We start from the raw sequence: 15,224 nt of genomic DNA on the forward strand, positions 1-15,224 counted from the left end.
GGTTTGTTTTTTTTGAACCCGTGTTCTTTTCTGCTCGACCGATGTGTTAACTTTGAGTTATTCTCTGAGTCAATCGATTCGCCAATCATTGACAAATTATCCCCTCTGTCACCCATAAGCGACAGATATGTAATAAATATTTACAATGACTGAACCCGTATCACCTTTATTGAGGTGGCTTTGTGAAGAACAGGCGGACATTCACGGCACAGAATTAGCTCAACAAAGCGGTATTGCGCGGCAGACTTGGAGCAAAGTGCGGCAGGGAAAGCAAGATCTCAGCAGCGACTTGCTGTGGCGGTGCATGGAGGTGATTGCCCGGTTGCGCCCGCGCAGCGAGTGCGCCCAGGTGGTTAGCATCATCACCTCTCAAAATGACTTGGAGAGGAAAAAAAGGGAGAGAGAAGAGCACCCGCTTTTAAGGATTGAACGTGCTTTGTCTGAACTAAAAGACGAGACTGAAGAAAACCAAGCCATGCTGTTAGTGGCAAGGCGCTTGAGGGAATCGAAGAACAAGGTTAGCGCGATCAATTTTTAGGAAAGTCAACTTGCAGGAACGCCCTGTGATACTGAAAATGGTGACGCTGTGTAAGTATTGCCACTATTATTAACCTGCTGTTTCATAGGGCGGTTCCTATCTACTTGCTGCCACCAATTGAGCAAGTGAAGGTGTCTCCTGATTGCTCTTGTCGGCGTTACTACACCAAGAATCCAACATCCGACCGTACAGCACGCTAGTTTCATAGGCAATGCGGCTGTACTCTTTTCCTAATGCGGAATCTTCATCACACTGGGGGATGAGGTCAATTCCCATTGCCAAATGCTCTTGGTCGATTTCTCGGTGTATCGTCCAATAGCGATTGGTTTTTAGTCCAAGGCGCGCGAACACGGGAATGACCGCCGTAAAGAAATCGAAACTCACGCCCTCAGAAATGAGATTCATGGCAATGACTTGATGCTCGTAGGACTCCCGCAACACGGAGCGGAAACAATAGGCGCTCACCAACTGCGTTTCTAGGGTGGCAGTGATGGAAGTTGGGTTTTCTCCCGGTAACAAGAATTCGTGTTTGTGCATCCAATCGAGCAGCAGCGAAGCGTGGTCTACTTCTTCTGTAGCATGGTGTGCGAAGCATCCTTGATAGCGAAAATCCCGGCACATTGTATAGCGCATCGCGAGTGCCGCAGTAAAATCACTTGATTGATAGTAGAGTTGCCTCACCCAACCCCGCACATCATCGGGATGCTCTGCTGCGATTAGTTGTTCGTAAAAAGACCCAGCCAGCAGATTCTGGCGGTACTTGGCTCCCAAATCCAATAACCACTTCATTGTTGGAATCCTCTCTTTACAAATTATGACAATAAAATATGTGTACCTATGCTACACCAGTATTATAATACCAGTCAATCAGTATTTTCTCGGTAAGCCCCTATCAAAGGTGTGATACAATGCGCTAAGCTAATCCCAAAGCCCAACCCCTCAATACACTAGGATTAGGGGTGGAGAAAATAGAGATTTGTTAGTAGGGAAGTTCTGATGCTGTCAATTTCAGACCGACTACAACATCAAGAGAATGCGGGTATATTAATTGTCAACCGTCATCGCCAAATGGTAGGAGTCACTCCCAACTTATTGAGAATTTGGCAACTACCTGAACTTATTGTCCGGTCGCTATCCGACCAACTCGCCTTAGAGTTTGTATCCGAGCAATTTGAGAATCCTCAATTGTTCTTGAAGGATATGAGAGAAATCTACGAACAAACGCACCTAGAGATTAATGAAAAAGTACAACTCAGGGATGGACGCATCATCGAGCGTCATTCCCAACCCCTATGGCTCAATGGAGTGTATGTCGGTAGGTTATGGATGTTTAACGTAAATTAGTGTAATAGGTGGCAGAGAATTATTAGCAATATTCTGCCTTTTAGTAGTGCCTCATAATCGGTAAAGTATGAATTAATGACATGAGAAAGAATTATGCTACCTTGTATGACAGACCCGGTTTTACCGCTAATTGTGGATACTGCTGCGCCCATTACCATCGGGGAGCAAATCACCGAACAACTTAAGCTATTGATTGCGCGTGGTAATCTCAAGCCCAATCAACCCTTACCGCCGATTACTCACTTAGCTAAATATTTAGGAGTAAATCACAATACTGTAGCTCAGGTATACAATGAATTGATTGCTCTGGGATATCTCGTAGGCAACCGAGGTAAAAGAACGGTCATTGCTGATACTCCATTAATCAGACAAATGGTGGCTCGCAAAGCCTTCTACGATTTGCTCAGCCAAGCTTTTCATTCAGCATCTCAATACGGCTTAGGTGCAGCAGAGTTTTCAGCAGCAGCATACGCTCAAGCCGTGTTAGCTCAACGCCATCAAGTAAATGTAGCATTCGTGAACTTCTATCCTGATAGTATCAATATCAGTGCCTGTTTAGAATCAGCCACAGGATTAGCTTTGGTATCGATTCCTTGGGCGCACTTGGAAGCCAAAGAACCATCAGTATTAGAACAACTATTATCAGCAGATTTAATAGTAACGACCATCAAAAACCTGTGGGATGTGGCTCAGATAGCCGACCCCAATAAGGAAGTAATAGGGATTGAAGTGCAACCCGATATGCAGTTACTGAGCCATATTTCATCCCTCCCCCGCAATGCCAAGCTACTGTTCGTGTGTCAAGAACAAAGCAGCAGCGAAGCAATGAAGCAAATTATTGACTATAACGTGCATCATGTAGAATCCCAAGCCGTTACCCTAGAATGCGTTCAAAACAATGTGGCAGCACTTCAAGGATTTGATTTAGTGGTATGTTCGAGTCAAGTGGAGAATCAGTTGAGTAGATACATTCCCAAAACTCTGAAATTAATGACCTTTAGTATCGGTATCGACCCGGTGAACTTACTCGTACTCCAAGCTCGTTTGGCTGCGGTGGAGATGGAAAAGTTAGTGTAACATTAGTTGCGTTAATATCATTTTTGTCATAAGATTAATCGTTCAACAATCATTTGAATTCGTGGCACAACAACTAGAACTTTTCCCTGAATTTCAACCCAAACCCAGCTATGCTAAATCTCCTCAATTAACGATGAGCCCCGAAGCTCTGCATTCCTGGAAACAGCGGATTTTGGAACATCAACAATCTGAAAGCGCTGACCAACCGCGACAAGGAAACTTATTCGATATCGCACCAAATCCCTGTGACTCCGATAGCATTGACCCCTTTACCCTGGAATTACACAATCTTTCCTTCTGCGAAAAACCGGATTGGGGCGATCGTACTTGCCTATATTTTGTTATCGACAACGCATACCGCTTGGTTCTCTACGTGGGAGAAACGAACCGCACTCCTAAGCAAAGATGGATGAGCCATGATTGTCTTAAGTACATTGGCAACTACATCGAACTGCATCGGCGTTATTCGTTAGATGTAAGTGTAGCTATAGCCTTTTGGTACGGAGCACCGGCTAATCGAAAACAACGGCTCCAGTTAGAATCGGAGCTTATCTACAAGTGGAAGTCGCCTTTCAACAAAGAATGCTGGCAATATTGGGGACAACCGTTCGGTAAGTAAAGCTGTTGGAATTTGGTATTTTAAAGTTAGAAACCATAGCCATCCCCGAATAAAACATGGAGCGATTTGAATTTCAGCTAGTAATGCTGCAACAAGGAGCAGAGGAACTAGAGAAAAAAATAGCTAACTTCAGTACCATTTTGCAGCAGTTAAAAACGGCAGCAATTACCATTTGGGTAGCGTTAATTGGTTGGATGTTTGCCAGCAAAATAGAGGCCTTGGTTCCCCTAGGATACGTGATAATTTTGGGTTTTTGGTTTTTAGAAGCTACATATTGGAGAGTACAATTTTATTATATGATAAGAGCTGCTGCCGTTACCGAATTCTTGAATGATGAAAGCGCATTAGATGAAAGTTTTACTACCCGTTCTATACCGGAAGGTTTAGTTCACCCGCTCGGTAGCTTGAACACACTTAAAATGCCTTCTTTAGGTCGAGCCATGTGCGCTCCATCAATCTATATTTTTTATACCTTTTTGTTGGCTGTTAATTCGATCGTTTGGTTGATAAGTCTTAAAATAGCTCTCTAAATCTCGAAAGATACCATTTGCTGTCCTTCTCCACTTTATATCAATCTGGCAGGTGTTTAGCAAACCGAAATTCTAAGGCTTCCGTCCTAATATTAACCGGATATGGTAAATGCGAGTGGAAGGTATAAGTAACAGTTCGAGATTGTTCAAATTCACAGAGATTGTTAAATAACTAAACAGTCCTTGAACCAAGCACAATTTCTGGCTGTTTGCATAAGCCCTCTAGAGCATTTCGAGAAAATCCATGAAAAACATTGTTTATCGATATTCACTCTTGTGTAGTCTAGGACTTCTAACCTTCGTGCCACTAACGGGAATAGTCACGCCAGATAGCAGTAGCAGCCAGCTTTCCCCCTCAGTTGGTCACAATCAAGTTTCACGTAAACCTGCTTCCAGTACAAAGCAATACAAGAATTCGACCTATGGTGTTAGCTTGAGCTACCCCAGCAATTGGCGACCTACCAAGGGCTATCAAGAACGATTCAGTGGTGCTAATGGATTTTTCCAGATAATGGGATTGTCGTCACCGTCGCCGTCAACGATTCAGAATGTTTGTAAGGATGCACTGAATCATAGACTAAATCCCTATGGTACTCGTCCCCAGGTGCAGAGGTTACAAATCCAGGGTCGCCCAGCCTGTTTAATTTTGCCTTCCTCCGATCAAGATCCGGCGATGGAAAGAATGGCAACGCTCATTGTCCGCTATCGCACACCGATTCGCCTGAATGGGGCAAACTACAATCACCTCACGTTGTCGGCGAACAAGGAACACATTCGTCAGATTACTAACGGGCTAAGATTTACAATACCAAGGCGATAGTATAGCAACCGCCAAATTGTAAACCCAATGAGTAGAGATTGAGTTGATGCCAGATTCTTTCCAAGTCCCTGTGATTGCATAATATTTGGTAGACGCATCTCCACCGACTAATGGAAAAATACATCAACCTCGCCACCGCCCTCTTTGCCTCGTTCAGACCCAAATCCAAAATACCCATAATCGACACCTACGGTGAATCCATGCTTAACCAAGATGAGCAGCAAGCTTTGATGGAATGGCTCTTTGCTAGCTTGATGGGTGCGGGCTACTTCGGCAAAGCTCACTTGATTTGGGATGATGGCAAAGACGGAGAGCGGGAGATATTCACGGCATTGATGAGAAACGAGCCGATATTCCTGTATCGCCAAGGAGTGCGACCTACACCAACGGTTGAGGGATATGTTTGGCGGCTGATTGGCGAACATCCTAGTTTGAGGGTGTATGAGTTGCAGGTGGAAGTTGAAGGAGATTGATGGCGATCGATAGCTTTCTTGAGAACCTGCTGACAAAATTGCTGTTTTAACCTAAGTTGCCAATTATTAAATTTTATTATGAACTAAAAGCACATTCGGAGCTAGGTGTCTCATAAAAATAGCTTTGATTCTGTTAAGAAATAAAACAATAGAGAATAGAGTATTGTAGCTTGGGTTACAAATATAAGGGATAACATCCCACCTTTTTTCATTTCTCTCTTAATTCGGAGGTCTTGCTATGGCGATCGAACTGTCAAATCTAACATTTACTGACAGGACGGATATTGTCCCAGCGTCTGGGGTGGAAGAGATATCCAATACTGGCATCGCTAATACTCTTGCTGGCAACGATATAGTCATTGGCACAAAGGAGATAACCATTGACACTCCCCTTCAGAATAGATTTAGCAGCATTTTCAACTCCGGCACGCTCAATACTGCTGATGGTAACGACATAATAACAGGTACGATCAACCGAAGAGAAATTCCTTTTGTCCATCCAGAGCAAGATTATGATTATTATATTTTTTATGACAAATATTATTCTGCTTATTCTTCGGGCATTTACAACATAGGCAGTATTTATACTGGTGAGGGTAACGACAGAATTACTGGAATTAACGAGGCAGTAGTTTCTGTTTTTGGTTATGATCGTGGCATTTACACAGCAGGAAGCACCATTGATACGGGTGGTGGTGATGACATAATCACGGGCATTACCCAGAAAGGTACGGGAATTGAAAGCTTGGATAGCACTATAAATACTGGCGATGGTAACGACACCATAACGGGTACTACCCTCGATCATTCCGGCATATATCTCGCGGGGACTGGTGGCATCGATACTGGAAAGGGCAACGACATAATCACTGGTACTTCCCCTCTTTACGGCATTTTCAATTATTTCGATACCTTCTTGAATACTGGTGAGGGTAACGACATAATCACTGGCAATGCCAGTCAGTTTGGCTATGCTCTCGCCAACTTCGGATTTATGGAGACTGGCGATGGCAATGACATAATTACTGGTAGTAACATTGATGAGGCGGATGGGATACTCGATAACGTGGGCACCGGCCTTTTGAACGGAGGAGAATTTGACGGATTTATGTATACTGGCAATGGTAACGACACCATCACTGGTATTGCCACCGCTAAAGATGGTGTCGGCCTCTACAACCTCAGAACTTATACCATTGATACTGGCAATGGTAACGACATTATCATTGGCACTGGTAAGCGATATGGCATAATCAACGACGGTATCATCAATACTGGTAATGGTGACGACTCTATCATTGCCAATGGCGGCTTTAATGTAGGCAACGATCGTACTGGTAGCGTGTTGTTAGGAAATGGGAAAGACTATCTCAAGGGTTTCGGTAGCGGTAATTTCGATGGCGGAAACGGTAAAGACACACTGGAGTTAACATCAGGAAGTTATACCGTTGGAATATCCGCAACCGGGGTAAACTTCATCAAGGATAGCATTATCATGAATACCTCTGGGTTTGAAGAACTCATAGCTGGCAACACAAAGTATGACTTCAACCGTCTAACCAATGGTCAAACAATTGTTGTCTAGCAGTCTGTTTTAGAAGTAGAGGGCAGCTAGCTAACAGAAAAGTTTGCTGTCCTAAAACACCATTTCTTGTCTCTCACATAGAATTTCTCAGAATGGGTGGAGATACAAAGAAAATCACGAGGTTGTATTTTTGAGCGATCGCCTACACACACCAAAACTCACCCAGCGTCATCATCATAGGCAGTTTCAGGAGTTTTAGGAGTTCCAGAGCGATCGCCTGCAACGCCACCTTTGTAAACTCTGGTTAATTGTCCAGTAGCACAGATTTAAGTTGATGAAGTTGCAGGTGGAATTTGAAGGAGATTGAGGGCAATCGATAGCTATAAAAACAAGAAAGCCCCAGCCTTAAACCGAGGCATTATAAACCATTATTTCAGCTTCAAAGCTCTATTTTGCACCTGAATCAACAACCTTTCAGCAGTCTCTTGAATGGCATCATCGGGATGGACATCCTGAATATCAATCAATCGTACTGCCGTATCTTCCACTTCCTGAAGCAAAATCAATTCATCGGGAGTCAGTGCATCCCGTAGGTTGTCAGGAGCAACACCCAAATCGTCAGCTAATTTTTTGGCTTTGCGTCCGAACACAACTAAAGTTACTCGTTGGCTGGCATTGACGTAAAGCCATTTACGGCTGTTTTCAGAGAGTTCGGGATGGCGATCGATGTAGCTTTTGATGGCATCTGTGAGTCTGCGCCGTGTTTGCTTGCCTGCGAGTCGAGCGATTTCCCATTCTGCTAAAGCTTTGGTTTCTTGAGGTTGCCAACCCGTAACCGTTTGAATCCAAGAACGCATCCCAATATCAGCGAACTTCTCAAGGCTGTACTCAGCAACCTCGTTTCCCTCAAAGGCGTAGTGCTTAATTACAGCAGTGCAGAAGTCAGAGCGGAGAATTTTCACTTTCCCGCCCCGTTTGGTGTATTCCTGCATAAGGTGCAAATCCTTGTCTATCCAAGCTTGTAGTCGCTTGGGAGCCTTTTTGTGCATAAGGTCGGAAATCAATCGAGAAATTGAGGATTGATTGACCCCCGACAAATTTGCTAGCCCAGAATAACTCATCCCCGACTCGCCCGTTGCCTCAACGGTAAAAAACTCTACGCCATCTTCGATAGCGCGGATAATGTGCGTCATAATAACAGTTGCTCCATTTGAACGTGTGAGCGCATTGCCTGTAACGTTGACCCTGAGAAAGTAGCCGTTACAGGCATTTGCTTTTAGATTAAACTATATTATAATTTATATGTCATACTTATTCAATATTTACGGAGTATGACTTAAATAAATAAGGCATACGAGAAAAAAATGAGAAAAAAAGGGCAACCGCTGACGGAGTACAACGAAATGAAGACACGCATTACGGTTTCCATTACGCCAACTGCGGTCAATGGCATAGATGCGATCGCAGATTCTCTAAACATTTCCAGATCGGAATTACTCGAAAGGATAGGGCGCGGGATGCTGCAAGTGAGTGCGGTGAACCAGGAAACATCAGGAGATTAGCATTCGTATTTTTTCTTTAATCTCAATGCAATTTGTTAGCATCAAACTCATTTAAAACCACCGCCATGACCGACTCGATCGCCACCCAACTCAAACAAGCTTCCAAAAACTTACTCTTCCTCAGCGAAACCGATGCTCCCTTTGAAGTCGTTACCTGGCCCGCACAAGGAGAACTCACTCCAACGAAACTTCTGCAACTCACCGAATATCCACCCGATGCTCCCGTAGAACTGCGGACGGTTGACGAGTTCTTTGCGATCGCCACTGCTGAAGAAGATTGGCACGATGAAGAAGAACGGGAAACGGTGCAGCGCTTTCAGAACTTGGTGAGCATCCTAAAGCAAAACCTATCACAGTTGCAGGTTTACCGAGTTGGCAGCATTGAGATTGATGTCTACATCATTGGAGTGACGGACGGTGGCGGATTGGCGGGGCTGTCTACGAAACTGGTGGAAACCTAATCACTGACTATCCACTTTGCTTTCAATCGCCTGCTGAACCTGGGGCGACACATTAGATAAGAAATTCAGCCCCGTCTCGCGTTCAACTCTTGCCACGGAAACTCGAAAGCTTTTCCATCCTTTGCCTTTGACGCTGGCATCGTTGGGCATCATCACAGCGATCGTCCTAGTATTTGCGTCAATTCCCTGCATCCCTAATCCTTGTCTGTCCAACACCACAATAACTTTCCAATTCTTTGCCGGCACTGCAATCTTCTCCTTTCTGCCGATGCTGCCTTTCCTTCCCACGGGCCCCGCTACGATGTAAAGTTCTTTGCCCTGTGCCACCAATTCCCGGCAATACTCTTCCAAGTCACCCCACACACCGCGATTGAGTTCTGGTACTTGTGGCATCATGTTGGTCATCAGGAATGTGCTGCTGTTGTCGGGTTCGTTGCGAGTTCTATCGGCACTGGGTGCAATGTGTCCCCTGTCATAGCCGCTTCCCGTGTAATCGTTGGGGCGCACTTTGTACCAATCAGCGGGGAGGGCATCATCGGGGCGAAAGTTGTCTTGGCGATCGGCTGCTCCAATCCAAGATTTATTGAGCTGCCACGAAACCCAGTTGGCGGTCTTAGTTTTACTGTTGTAGCTCATCACGAACTGCGGTTTCACCATCAAGTAGTTGTCGATATTGTTGGCAACACTGGGAGTTGCATTGCTGGGATTGCCCAGGAGTAAGTTGCGGTTGTTGGTTGCCGAAGCGATCGGTGGCTGCGTTGTGGGTTTCTGCACTCTTGGTTTAGGAGAAACTCGCGGCAGTGAAGATGGCGGGGCTGATGTCAGATTGCAGCCAGCCATCATCCCCAAAATCAGAGCGATCGCCCCCAACTGCCGTATTTTCTTCATGCTGCACCGCTCCCTTACGAGTTCAGTGCCAGCTTACCAACATACGCACCCAACGGTACACGAACTCAAGGAATGCAGCGATTGACCGAAAAGGTAACTGTTGCAAATAAGACAAGAAACTTGCAACATTCAAGTGTTCAAATGTTCAAATGTTCAAATGTTCAAATGTTTTTATTGGCATTGAGTTGCTGGAGGTATTGAGCGACGGACTTTTCAACCAGCTCGCTGATTTCTTCACCTGACTGTGCGGCAGCAGATTTGAGGTCGCGGTGCATTTGTTTGGGCAAATAAACCGTGGCCCTGACAAAGTTGGGGTCTTTGCTTTTAGGGAGCGCGGGAGGGGGAGCAGGGGCGATATCAGGTTCACCGGGTTGGAGTTTTTTCGCCTTTAACAAATCATCAAAGCGGCTCATGGCAATATCTCCTTGCCGACATCGGCATAACAACCCCAAGCAGCTTTGGCGTAGGCATCTTTGACAGCACTTACGGGAACCCCGGCGAGCGCTGCTTTTTGAAATACTGCTAGCCGCCTGACCTCAGCTTTGAATATCGGCAACTGAGCTTTCTCGATCGTTCTGCGAGACTCCATCCCGACTTTGCTAGGAGCGGGTGGGATGAGGGTGAGCAAAATGCGGTAATTCGAGTTTAGGGAATGCAGAGCTTCCACCATTTGCAGCATTGCAGTGAGGGCCATCGCATCGGGAGAACTCGGTAAAATCAGCAAGTCACACCCTTCAGCTACAGTTTTGAGTTCATCGGGGTCTGGTCGGGCAGGCGTGTCTATCACGATGTGCTCGTAATCCCTGGCAAAGCGAACTCCTTGCTTTTCATCCACCACTTTGAACGGGAGGGAACCCCGCGCACCCCAATCCAAAGCACTGCGGTTAAGGTCGCCGTCTACCAAAAGCGTGGGCGCTTTGGTTTGCAGATAAGCCGCTAAATGCAGCGCTGTCGTTGTCTTGCCGACTCCGCCCTTGAATGAGGCGATTGTCACAATCATAGGTTTATCGATACGTTGATTAACTCAACTTTATCCCTTAATCATCTAAATGTCTAGACATTTGAATGATTGAATGTTTAAAATGATGTCGTATTGAGCGAGTTATAGGGCGGGTTGGCTCGGCTAATTAACGATAACAAAGTAGCGCTCGGTTGTAGGCGATGAGAGGCGGTGGAGCTTCCCAAAAATCAAAGCAGCTACATCGTTCTACCTCAATCTGGATTCGGATGGTAAAAGTTGCCCTTTTTGTGCCATGCTCTTGAACCAGGATCACGCCGTTTGCTCCATTCAACAAAGGAACTGCTGCCTTTAGCAGCAGCACTTTCAATAGTTTCGGCACTTACTCCCAACCGTTTTGCTAGGTCAGCAGCTTTCAGGGGGCGCAGTGTTATTTGGGGCTGTTCTGCTCCAAAGTTTTTGGGAGAAGTTTTATTGAATTGGCGTTGAATTTCTGCTGTTTCCAAAGCTGCGACTCGCCCATGTAAATCGGCAATTTCCGATCGCAGTTGGGCGAAAGTTTCCCTGGTTTCGGAAGCTACCGTTTCGACCGAAAGCGCTGGGACTGCTTCAAAGAATTGCTTGATGATTTTGGCGAGCGCTGCACTTTCCGTTAGAGATTGCTCTACCATGTAGTCGCGCAACTTTTGGTGGTAGTCGGGTGGCAAATAGCCCACAATTCTGATGTTCTTGGTTGCCATTGGCTCTGGTTCGGGATGGAAAAGATGCTGACCGGAGTATGCCGTTACTGTGCTTTAAAGGCATACTGTAAGCGACGCTATTTTTTCTAAGGTATGCCTGTGTGTGCTACTATAGCACAATCAATTCTTAGTATGGTTTTAACGGTTGTCATTCGTCATATCTACTACTTGGAACGGCAAGGAACCCCCCGCACCCCAATCCAACGCACTGCGGTTGAGGTCGCCATCTACCAACAGCGTGGGTGCTTTGGTCTGCAAGTAAGCCGCCAAATGTAACGCCGTAGTGATCCTGCCGACTCCGCCTTGAATGAGGCGATTGTTACGATCGTAGGTTTAATCCTGAGTTCATCTGAATGTCTAGATGATTGAATGTTTAGATGATTGAAGTCTAGAAAAAGCTATCTATATTTTCCAGGCTCAGGAGCTTAGCCAGAGCGATCGAATCCTTTTCTCAATTTTCCAGAAAGTGCTCAACTCAGTCATCCACCAAAAACAAGTGATTGCTGATTCTTCGGGCAAGCAGCTACGGTGTGGGATTTGGGCGGTCAACCTGGCAAAGATTCTGGCAAAGAGTACAGCCGACTGTTTAAGGAAATCATGGGAGCGCTGAAATGAGTACCAAGAAACGTAAACCGCTCGGCAGCGCGATCGAAGAATTTGTTTTTGGCGATCGGGAACCTGCATCACCACCAGCACCAGAACTTGTATCGCCAGCACCAACGCCCACAGCATCGCTAACACCGGAAGCTGCATTGCTCGCAACACCACCACCGGAAACTGTATTGCCAATTGCCAAAGCACCGCAGCCGGAAGTATCTACACCAGAACCAGTTTCCATTCAATCAAAGGAGCCTAGCCTGATAAGCAAACTGCAAGCACCGGATAAAGAAGCGACGGTCAGGTTTACGGTGGATATGTCCGAAACTCTGCACCGTAAACTGTCGATGCTGGCAGCCAGGACGGGGCGCAAGAAAGTGGACTCTTGGTGCGGATGTTACTGGAGGATGGGTTGAAGGAGGTCGAGGGATAGGAGCGATCGACAGACAACTGGCGATCAACAGGCTTCAGTAAAACCTGCTCGGCGTTGCTGATTCACGGTATGAATCAACTTTTCGCTTGAAGTTACAAAACTCACCCTCAAGCGGGTCTATAGCCACTGGGAAATCTTGAATTCATACCTGTATTCAGTAATGTCACCTGCTCAAATGTTTGCGGTAGATAGAGCTTCGATTTCATATAAGGATATTGTGTAGGGAAATCTTCGTAAATTTATGGAGATTTATCCTGTTTGCCATAACAAGCCTCGTATTTTTTACTAAATAGATAATTTAACTGTTACCCCAGGTTCAAAGTACAAACCTAGTAGGAGATAGAACTATGACTTTCGATAATGAGGCTAAAAATAAAATTCAAGCCCTAGAAGAACAGATTAAAGCCGACAAATTAGGCAAAGTAGTTAAGTTGTCTCAGCGCAATCTTTGGGCTGCTATTGCTCTCAGTGCTATCTTTCCTATTGGTGGCTATGCCTATACGAGACGGTGGCTTTCTTTCCTGGGTTTCATGTTAGGAGGATTTGCCCTTTCCGTTGCAGTTCATTCTGTCGAACCGGAAGAAAAGAAAGCAGAGTCAATGGCATTCACTCTCTGTATGCTATACGGATCTGTTGTTGCACCGATCGATAATGCTTGTGGGATTGCCCGCGCTCGCGAAAGAGTTACTGATTTGTCGCAGTAAAGTTTAGTAAAAATAAATTAAAGCCTAACTCAAACCCTAGTTTCTAAGAAATTGGGGTTTTTACTTTTTTAAATATTCGCCTTATTTCTTAGTTGGCATTAAGTAGATGAGGTGGTAGGGGTCAGCTTGGACGTACCGTACACCTTTTTAGACTGCACTACGGTGGATCGGTGCGATCGCAATTACCGGACACGGGCAAAGGGCTATTTTCGTGGCGTTACGACAACACGCTAAAAGTCTGGGATGAGAGACAGTGGAGAGGCGATCGCTAGTTTCATCGGAGATGGTGTCTTATTTTGCTGCACCGTTACGTCCGATGGAGTAGCAATTGTGGCAGGTAATGAATCCGGGCGCGTATATTTCCTATGGCTAGAAGGGATAGAGCCATTAACTTAAATTTCTTACGTGGTTGTCGGCGAGGTGCAATTTGCAGAATTTAACCTTTTTCTGTCACTCTCGGAAAACAATAAATAGCAATACTGTTGAAGCATTGTTTCCGTCCGTACACCCAAGCAGCACCCAACAAAGTTTTGGGCTTTTAGCTATTCTCTAGCAGGAGTGACAGAAGAGGGTTAAGATTGACAAAAACAAAAAAGGGGTGGCTATGTTCGATCGCTCTCAATGGTTTTTGGCTGGTATGTCGATCGCACTTTCGGTTCAGCTAAATCTGCCAGTGGCAGCAACCGTGCCCGTTGGTAAAGTTGTACAAATAGCACAAACTAACAGTAGCGACGCTGCCCAAAAAGTATATAGAGAAGCAGAGAAACTCTACGAACAAGGAACACCAGAATCTTTAAGAGGTGCGATCGTCAAATATGAAGAAGCATTAAAACTGTATCGAAAAGCGGGCAATCGCAGTCGAGAAGCCCTCACCCTCCACAACATGGGTGGAGTCTACTTAAATTTGGGAGAACACCAAAAAGCGCTAGAGTATTACAGCCAGTCCCTTCCCCTGAAACGAACCCTTGGTGATCGCGGTGGGGAAGCTACCACCCTCTACATCATCGGCGGAATCTACTTAAATTTTGGAGAAAAACAAAAAGCGCTAGATTATTACAACCAGTCCCTGTCGCTGTTTCGGGCAGTACGCAGTCCTCACTGGGAAGCCGGCGTTCTTAACAGCATTGGCTTAGTTTACTCAGATTTGGGAGAAAAACAGAAAGCGCTAGAATATTACAGCCAATCGCTTCTCCTGAAACGGGCAATCAAGGATCAGCGTGGGGAAGCCACCATCCTGAACAACATCGGCAGAGTCTACTCAGATTTGGGAGAAAAACAAAAAGCGCTAGACTATTACAACCAGTCCCTTCCCTTGAGACGGGCAGTAGAAGATCGCGGTGGAGAAGCTGTTACCCTTTCCAGCATGGCTTTTGTGAAACGATCGCTAGGCAATTTTACCGGAGCTCTCACTGATATTGAAGCCTCTCTCAAATTAATTGAAAATCTCCGCAGTAAAATAGCCACCCCGGAAAGTCGCAGCTCATACTTTGCCACAGTACAGGACTACTACAAATTTTATATCGACCTGTTAATGCAATTGCACCAAGCTAATCCTAACTCCGGTTATGATGTCAAAGCATCAGAAGCCAGGAAACGTGCTAGCAACGCATCGCAGTAGAAAAATGGTCGTTTAGACAATTATAAAATCGTTCACTTTGTACCAACGGCATTGCCAACAGAAAAATCTCGAACTGTCAGGAATTGTGATTATTCTGATGAAGCATAAGCCGTTCCAAGCCTTGAACCAGCTTATGCCATTTTCCTTATGTTTTCAGACATTAGATGTAAATATGCTCAAAATCTGTCAGCTTTAAGATAGATTTATGGTGAGTGTTTATTCCTTTTCTAAGCTATTTGTATTTTAGATAACAAATTCTCAAAGAATAAGCCTGAATAATATATTTGCTTTGATCTAGATGGATCAGGGGATTACAGACATTTACCATAAAAAAGCA

General features: G+C 45.2%; 20 protein-coding genes. 14 read left to right on the top strand and 6 right to left on the bottom strand.

The features are described from left to right. Positions 1–145: 145 nt before the first annotated feature. Complete coding sequence (locus QUB12_RS04020; protein WP_333139642.1) at positions 146–538, top strand: hypothetical protein; 393 nt, start codon at positions 146–148, stop codon at positions 536–538. 96 nt (positions 539–634) lie between these two features. Here QUB12_RS04020 and QUB12_RS04025 read toward each other — a convergent pair whose 3' ends face one another. Then, positions 635–1,327 carry an iron-containing redox enzyme family protein gene (locus QUB12_RS04025; RefSeq protein WP_333305602.1) on the bottom strand — a complete coding sequence of 231 codons (693 nt, stop codon included), beginning with the start codon at positions 1,325–1,327 and terminating at the stop codon, positions 635–637. A 207-nt stretch (positions 1,328–1,534) separates the two neighbouring features. Between QUB12_RS04025 and QUB12_RS04030 the strand changes: the two genes are divergently transcribed. The 7 genes from QUB12_RS04030 to QUB12_RS04060 all read left to right on the top strand — a co-directional run bounded on the left by QUB12_RS04030 (position 1,535) and on the right by QUB12_RS04060 (position 6,986). Beyond that, entirely contained in the window at positions 1,535–1,882 is a 348-nt protein-coding gene (locus tag QUB12_RS04030) for a hypothetical protein (protein WP_333305605.1), read from the top strand. 93 nt (positions 1,883–1,975) lie between these two features. Next, positions 1,976–2,959, top strand: a complete 984-nt coding sequence (locus tag QUB12_RS04035; protein WP_333305607.1) for a GntR family transcriptional regulator — start codon at positions 1,976–1,978, stop codon at positions 2,957–2,959. Between the two features lie 61 nt (positions 2,960–3,020). Further along, positions 3,021–3,578, top strand: a complete 558-nt coding sequence (locus QUB12_RS04040; RefSeq protein ID WP_333305609.1) for a hypothetical protein — start codon at positions 3,021–3,023, stop codon at positions 3,576–3,578. 56 nt (positions 3,579–3,634) lie between these two features. Beyond that, on the top strand, positions 3,635–4,108 hold the full coding sequence (locus tag QUB12_RS04045; RefSeq protein ID WP_333305611.1) for a hypothetical protein: 474 nt from the start codon (positions 3,635–3,637) through the stop codon (positions 4,106–4,108). A 244-nt stretch (positions 4,109–4,352) separates the two neighbouring features. Continuing rightward, entirely contained in the window at positions 4,353–4,928 is a 576-nt protein-coding gene (locus tag QUB12_RS04050; protein WP_333305613.1) for a hypothetical protein, read from the top strand. A 110-nt stretch (positions 4,929–5,038) separates the two neighbouring features. Beyond that, positions 5,039–5,401 (top strand): hypothetical protein, encoded by a 363-nt coding sequence (locus tag QUB12_RS04055; protein WP_333054163.1) that lies wholly within the window; start codon positions 5,039–5,041, stop codon positions 5,399–5,401. Positions 5,402–5,639: 238 nt separating this feature from the next. After that, positions 5,640–6,986, top strand: coding sequence for a hypothetical protein (locus QUB12_RS04060; RefSeq protein WP_333054162.1), 1,347 nt, complete (start codon positions 5,640–5,642; stop codon positions 6,984–6,986). 368 nt (positions 6,987–7,354) lie between these two features. Here the strand turns inward: QUB12_RS04060 and QUB12_RS04065 are convergent, their stop codons facing one another. Continuing rightward, entirely contained in the window at positions 7,355–8,119 is a 765-nt protein-coding gene (locus tag QUB12_RS04065; protein WP_333054161.1) for a hypothetical protein, read from the bottom strand. A gap of 171 nt (positions 8,120–8,290) precedes the next feature. Here QUB12_RS04065 and QUB12_RS04070 point away from each other — a divergent pair, with 171 nt between their 5' ends. Together QUB12_RS04070 and QUB12_RS04075 are read left to right on the top strand one after the other, a co-directional pair. Further along, complete coding sequence (locus QUB12_RS04070) at positions 8,291–8,488, top strand: hypothetical protein (RefSeq protein ID WP_333054159.1); 198 nt, start codon at positions 8,291–8,293, stop codon at positions 8,486–8,488. Between the two features lie 65 nt (positions 8,489–8,553). Further along, positions 8,554–8,949 carry a nuclease A inhibitor family protein gene (locus QUB12_RS04075; protein ID WP_333305615.1) on the top strand — a complete coding sequence of 132 codons (396 nt, stop codon included), beginning with the start codon at positions 8,554–8,556 and terminating at the stop codon, positions 8,947–8,949. On the opposite strand, the gene QUB12_RS04080 is transcribed toward QUB12_RS04075, so the two are convergent. From QUB12_RS04080 to QUB12_RS04095, 4 genes are all read right to left on the bottom strand, one after another. After that, the gene (locus QUB12_RS04080) at positions 8,950–9,837 is read right to left on the bottom strand and encodes a DNA/RNA non-specific endonuclease (protein WP_333305618.1); all 888 of its coding nucleotides are present in this window, start codon (positions 9,835–9,837) and stop codon (positions 8,950–8,952) included. It abuts the gene before it with no gap. A 161-nt stretch (positions 9,838–9,998) separates the two neighbouring features. Continuing rightward, complete coding sequence (locus tag QUB12_RS04085) at positions 9,999–10,250, bottom strand: CopG family transcriptional regulator (RefSeq protein ID WP_333054155.1); 252 nt, start codon at positions 10,248–10,250, stop codon at positions 9,999–10,001. Further along, entirely contained in the window at positions 10,247–10,837 is a 591-nt protein-coding gene (locus tag QUB12_RS04090; protein WP_333054154.1) for a ParA family protein, read from the bottom strand. Before QUB12_RS04090 ends, QUB12_RS04085 begins: the two co-directional genes overlap by 4 nt. 212 nt (positions 10,838–11,049) lie before the next feature. Continuing rightward, complete coding sequence (locus QUB12_RS04095) at positions 11,050–11,535, bottom strand: hypothetical protein (protein ID WP_333054153.1); 486 nt, start codon at positions 11,533–11,535, stop codon at positions 11,050–11,052. Positions 11,536–12,146: 611 nt separating this feature from the next. Between QUB12_RS04095 and QUB12_RS04100 the strand changes: the two genes are divergently transcribed. From QUB12_RS04100 to QUB12_RS04115, 4 genes are all read left to right on the top strand, one after another. Next, a complete protein-coding gene (locus tag QUB12_RS04100; RefSeq protein ID WP_333054152.1) occupies positions 12,147–12,548 on the top strand; it encodes a hypothetical protein in 402 nt (133 codons plus the stop codon). Positions 12,549–12,912: 364 nt separating this feature from the next. Further along, positions 12,913–13,269: a hypothetical protein gene (locus QUB12_RS04105; protein ID WP_333054151.1), complete on the top strand. Its 357-nt coding sequence runs from the start codon at positions 12,913–12,915 to the stop codon at positions 13,267–13,269. 243 nt (positions 13,270–13,512) lie between these two features. Further along, positions 13,513–13,665 (top strand): hypothetical protein, encoded by a 153-nt coding sequence (locus tag QUB12_RS04110; protein WP_333054150.1) that lies wholly within the window; start codon positions 13,513–13,515, stop codon positions 13,663–13,665. Between the two features lie 208 nt (positions 13,666–13,873). Then, a complete protein-coding gene (locus QUB12_RS04115) occupies positions 13,874–14,887 on the top strand; it encodes a tetratricopeptide repeat protein (RefSeq protein WP_333305622.1) in 1,014 nt (337 codons plus the stop codon). The last annotated feature ends 337 nt before the right edge of the window (positions 14,888–15,224 follow it).

The organism is Microcoleus sp. B7-D4 (assembly GCF_036705125.1).
GTDB lineage: Bacteria > Cyanobacteriota > Cyanobacteriia > Cyanobacteriales > Microcoleaceae > Microcoleus.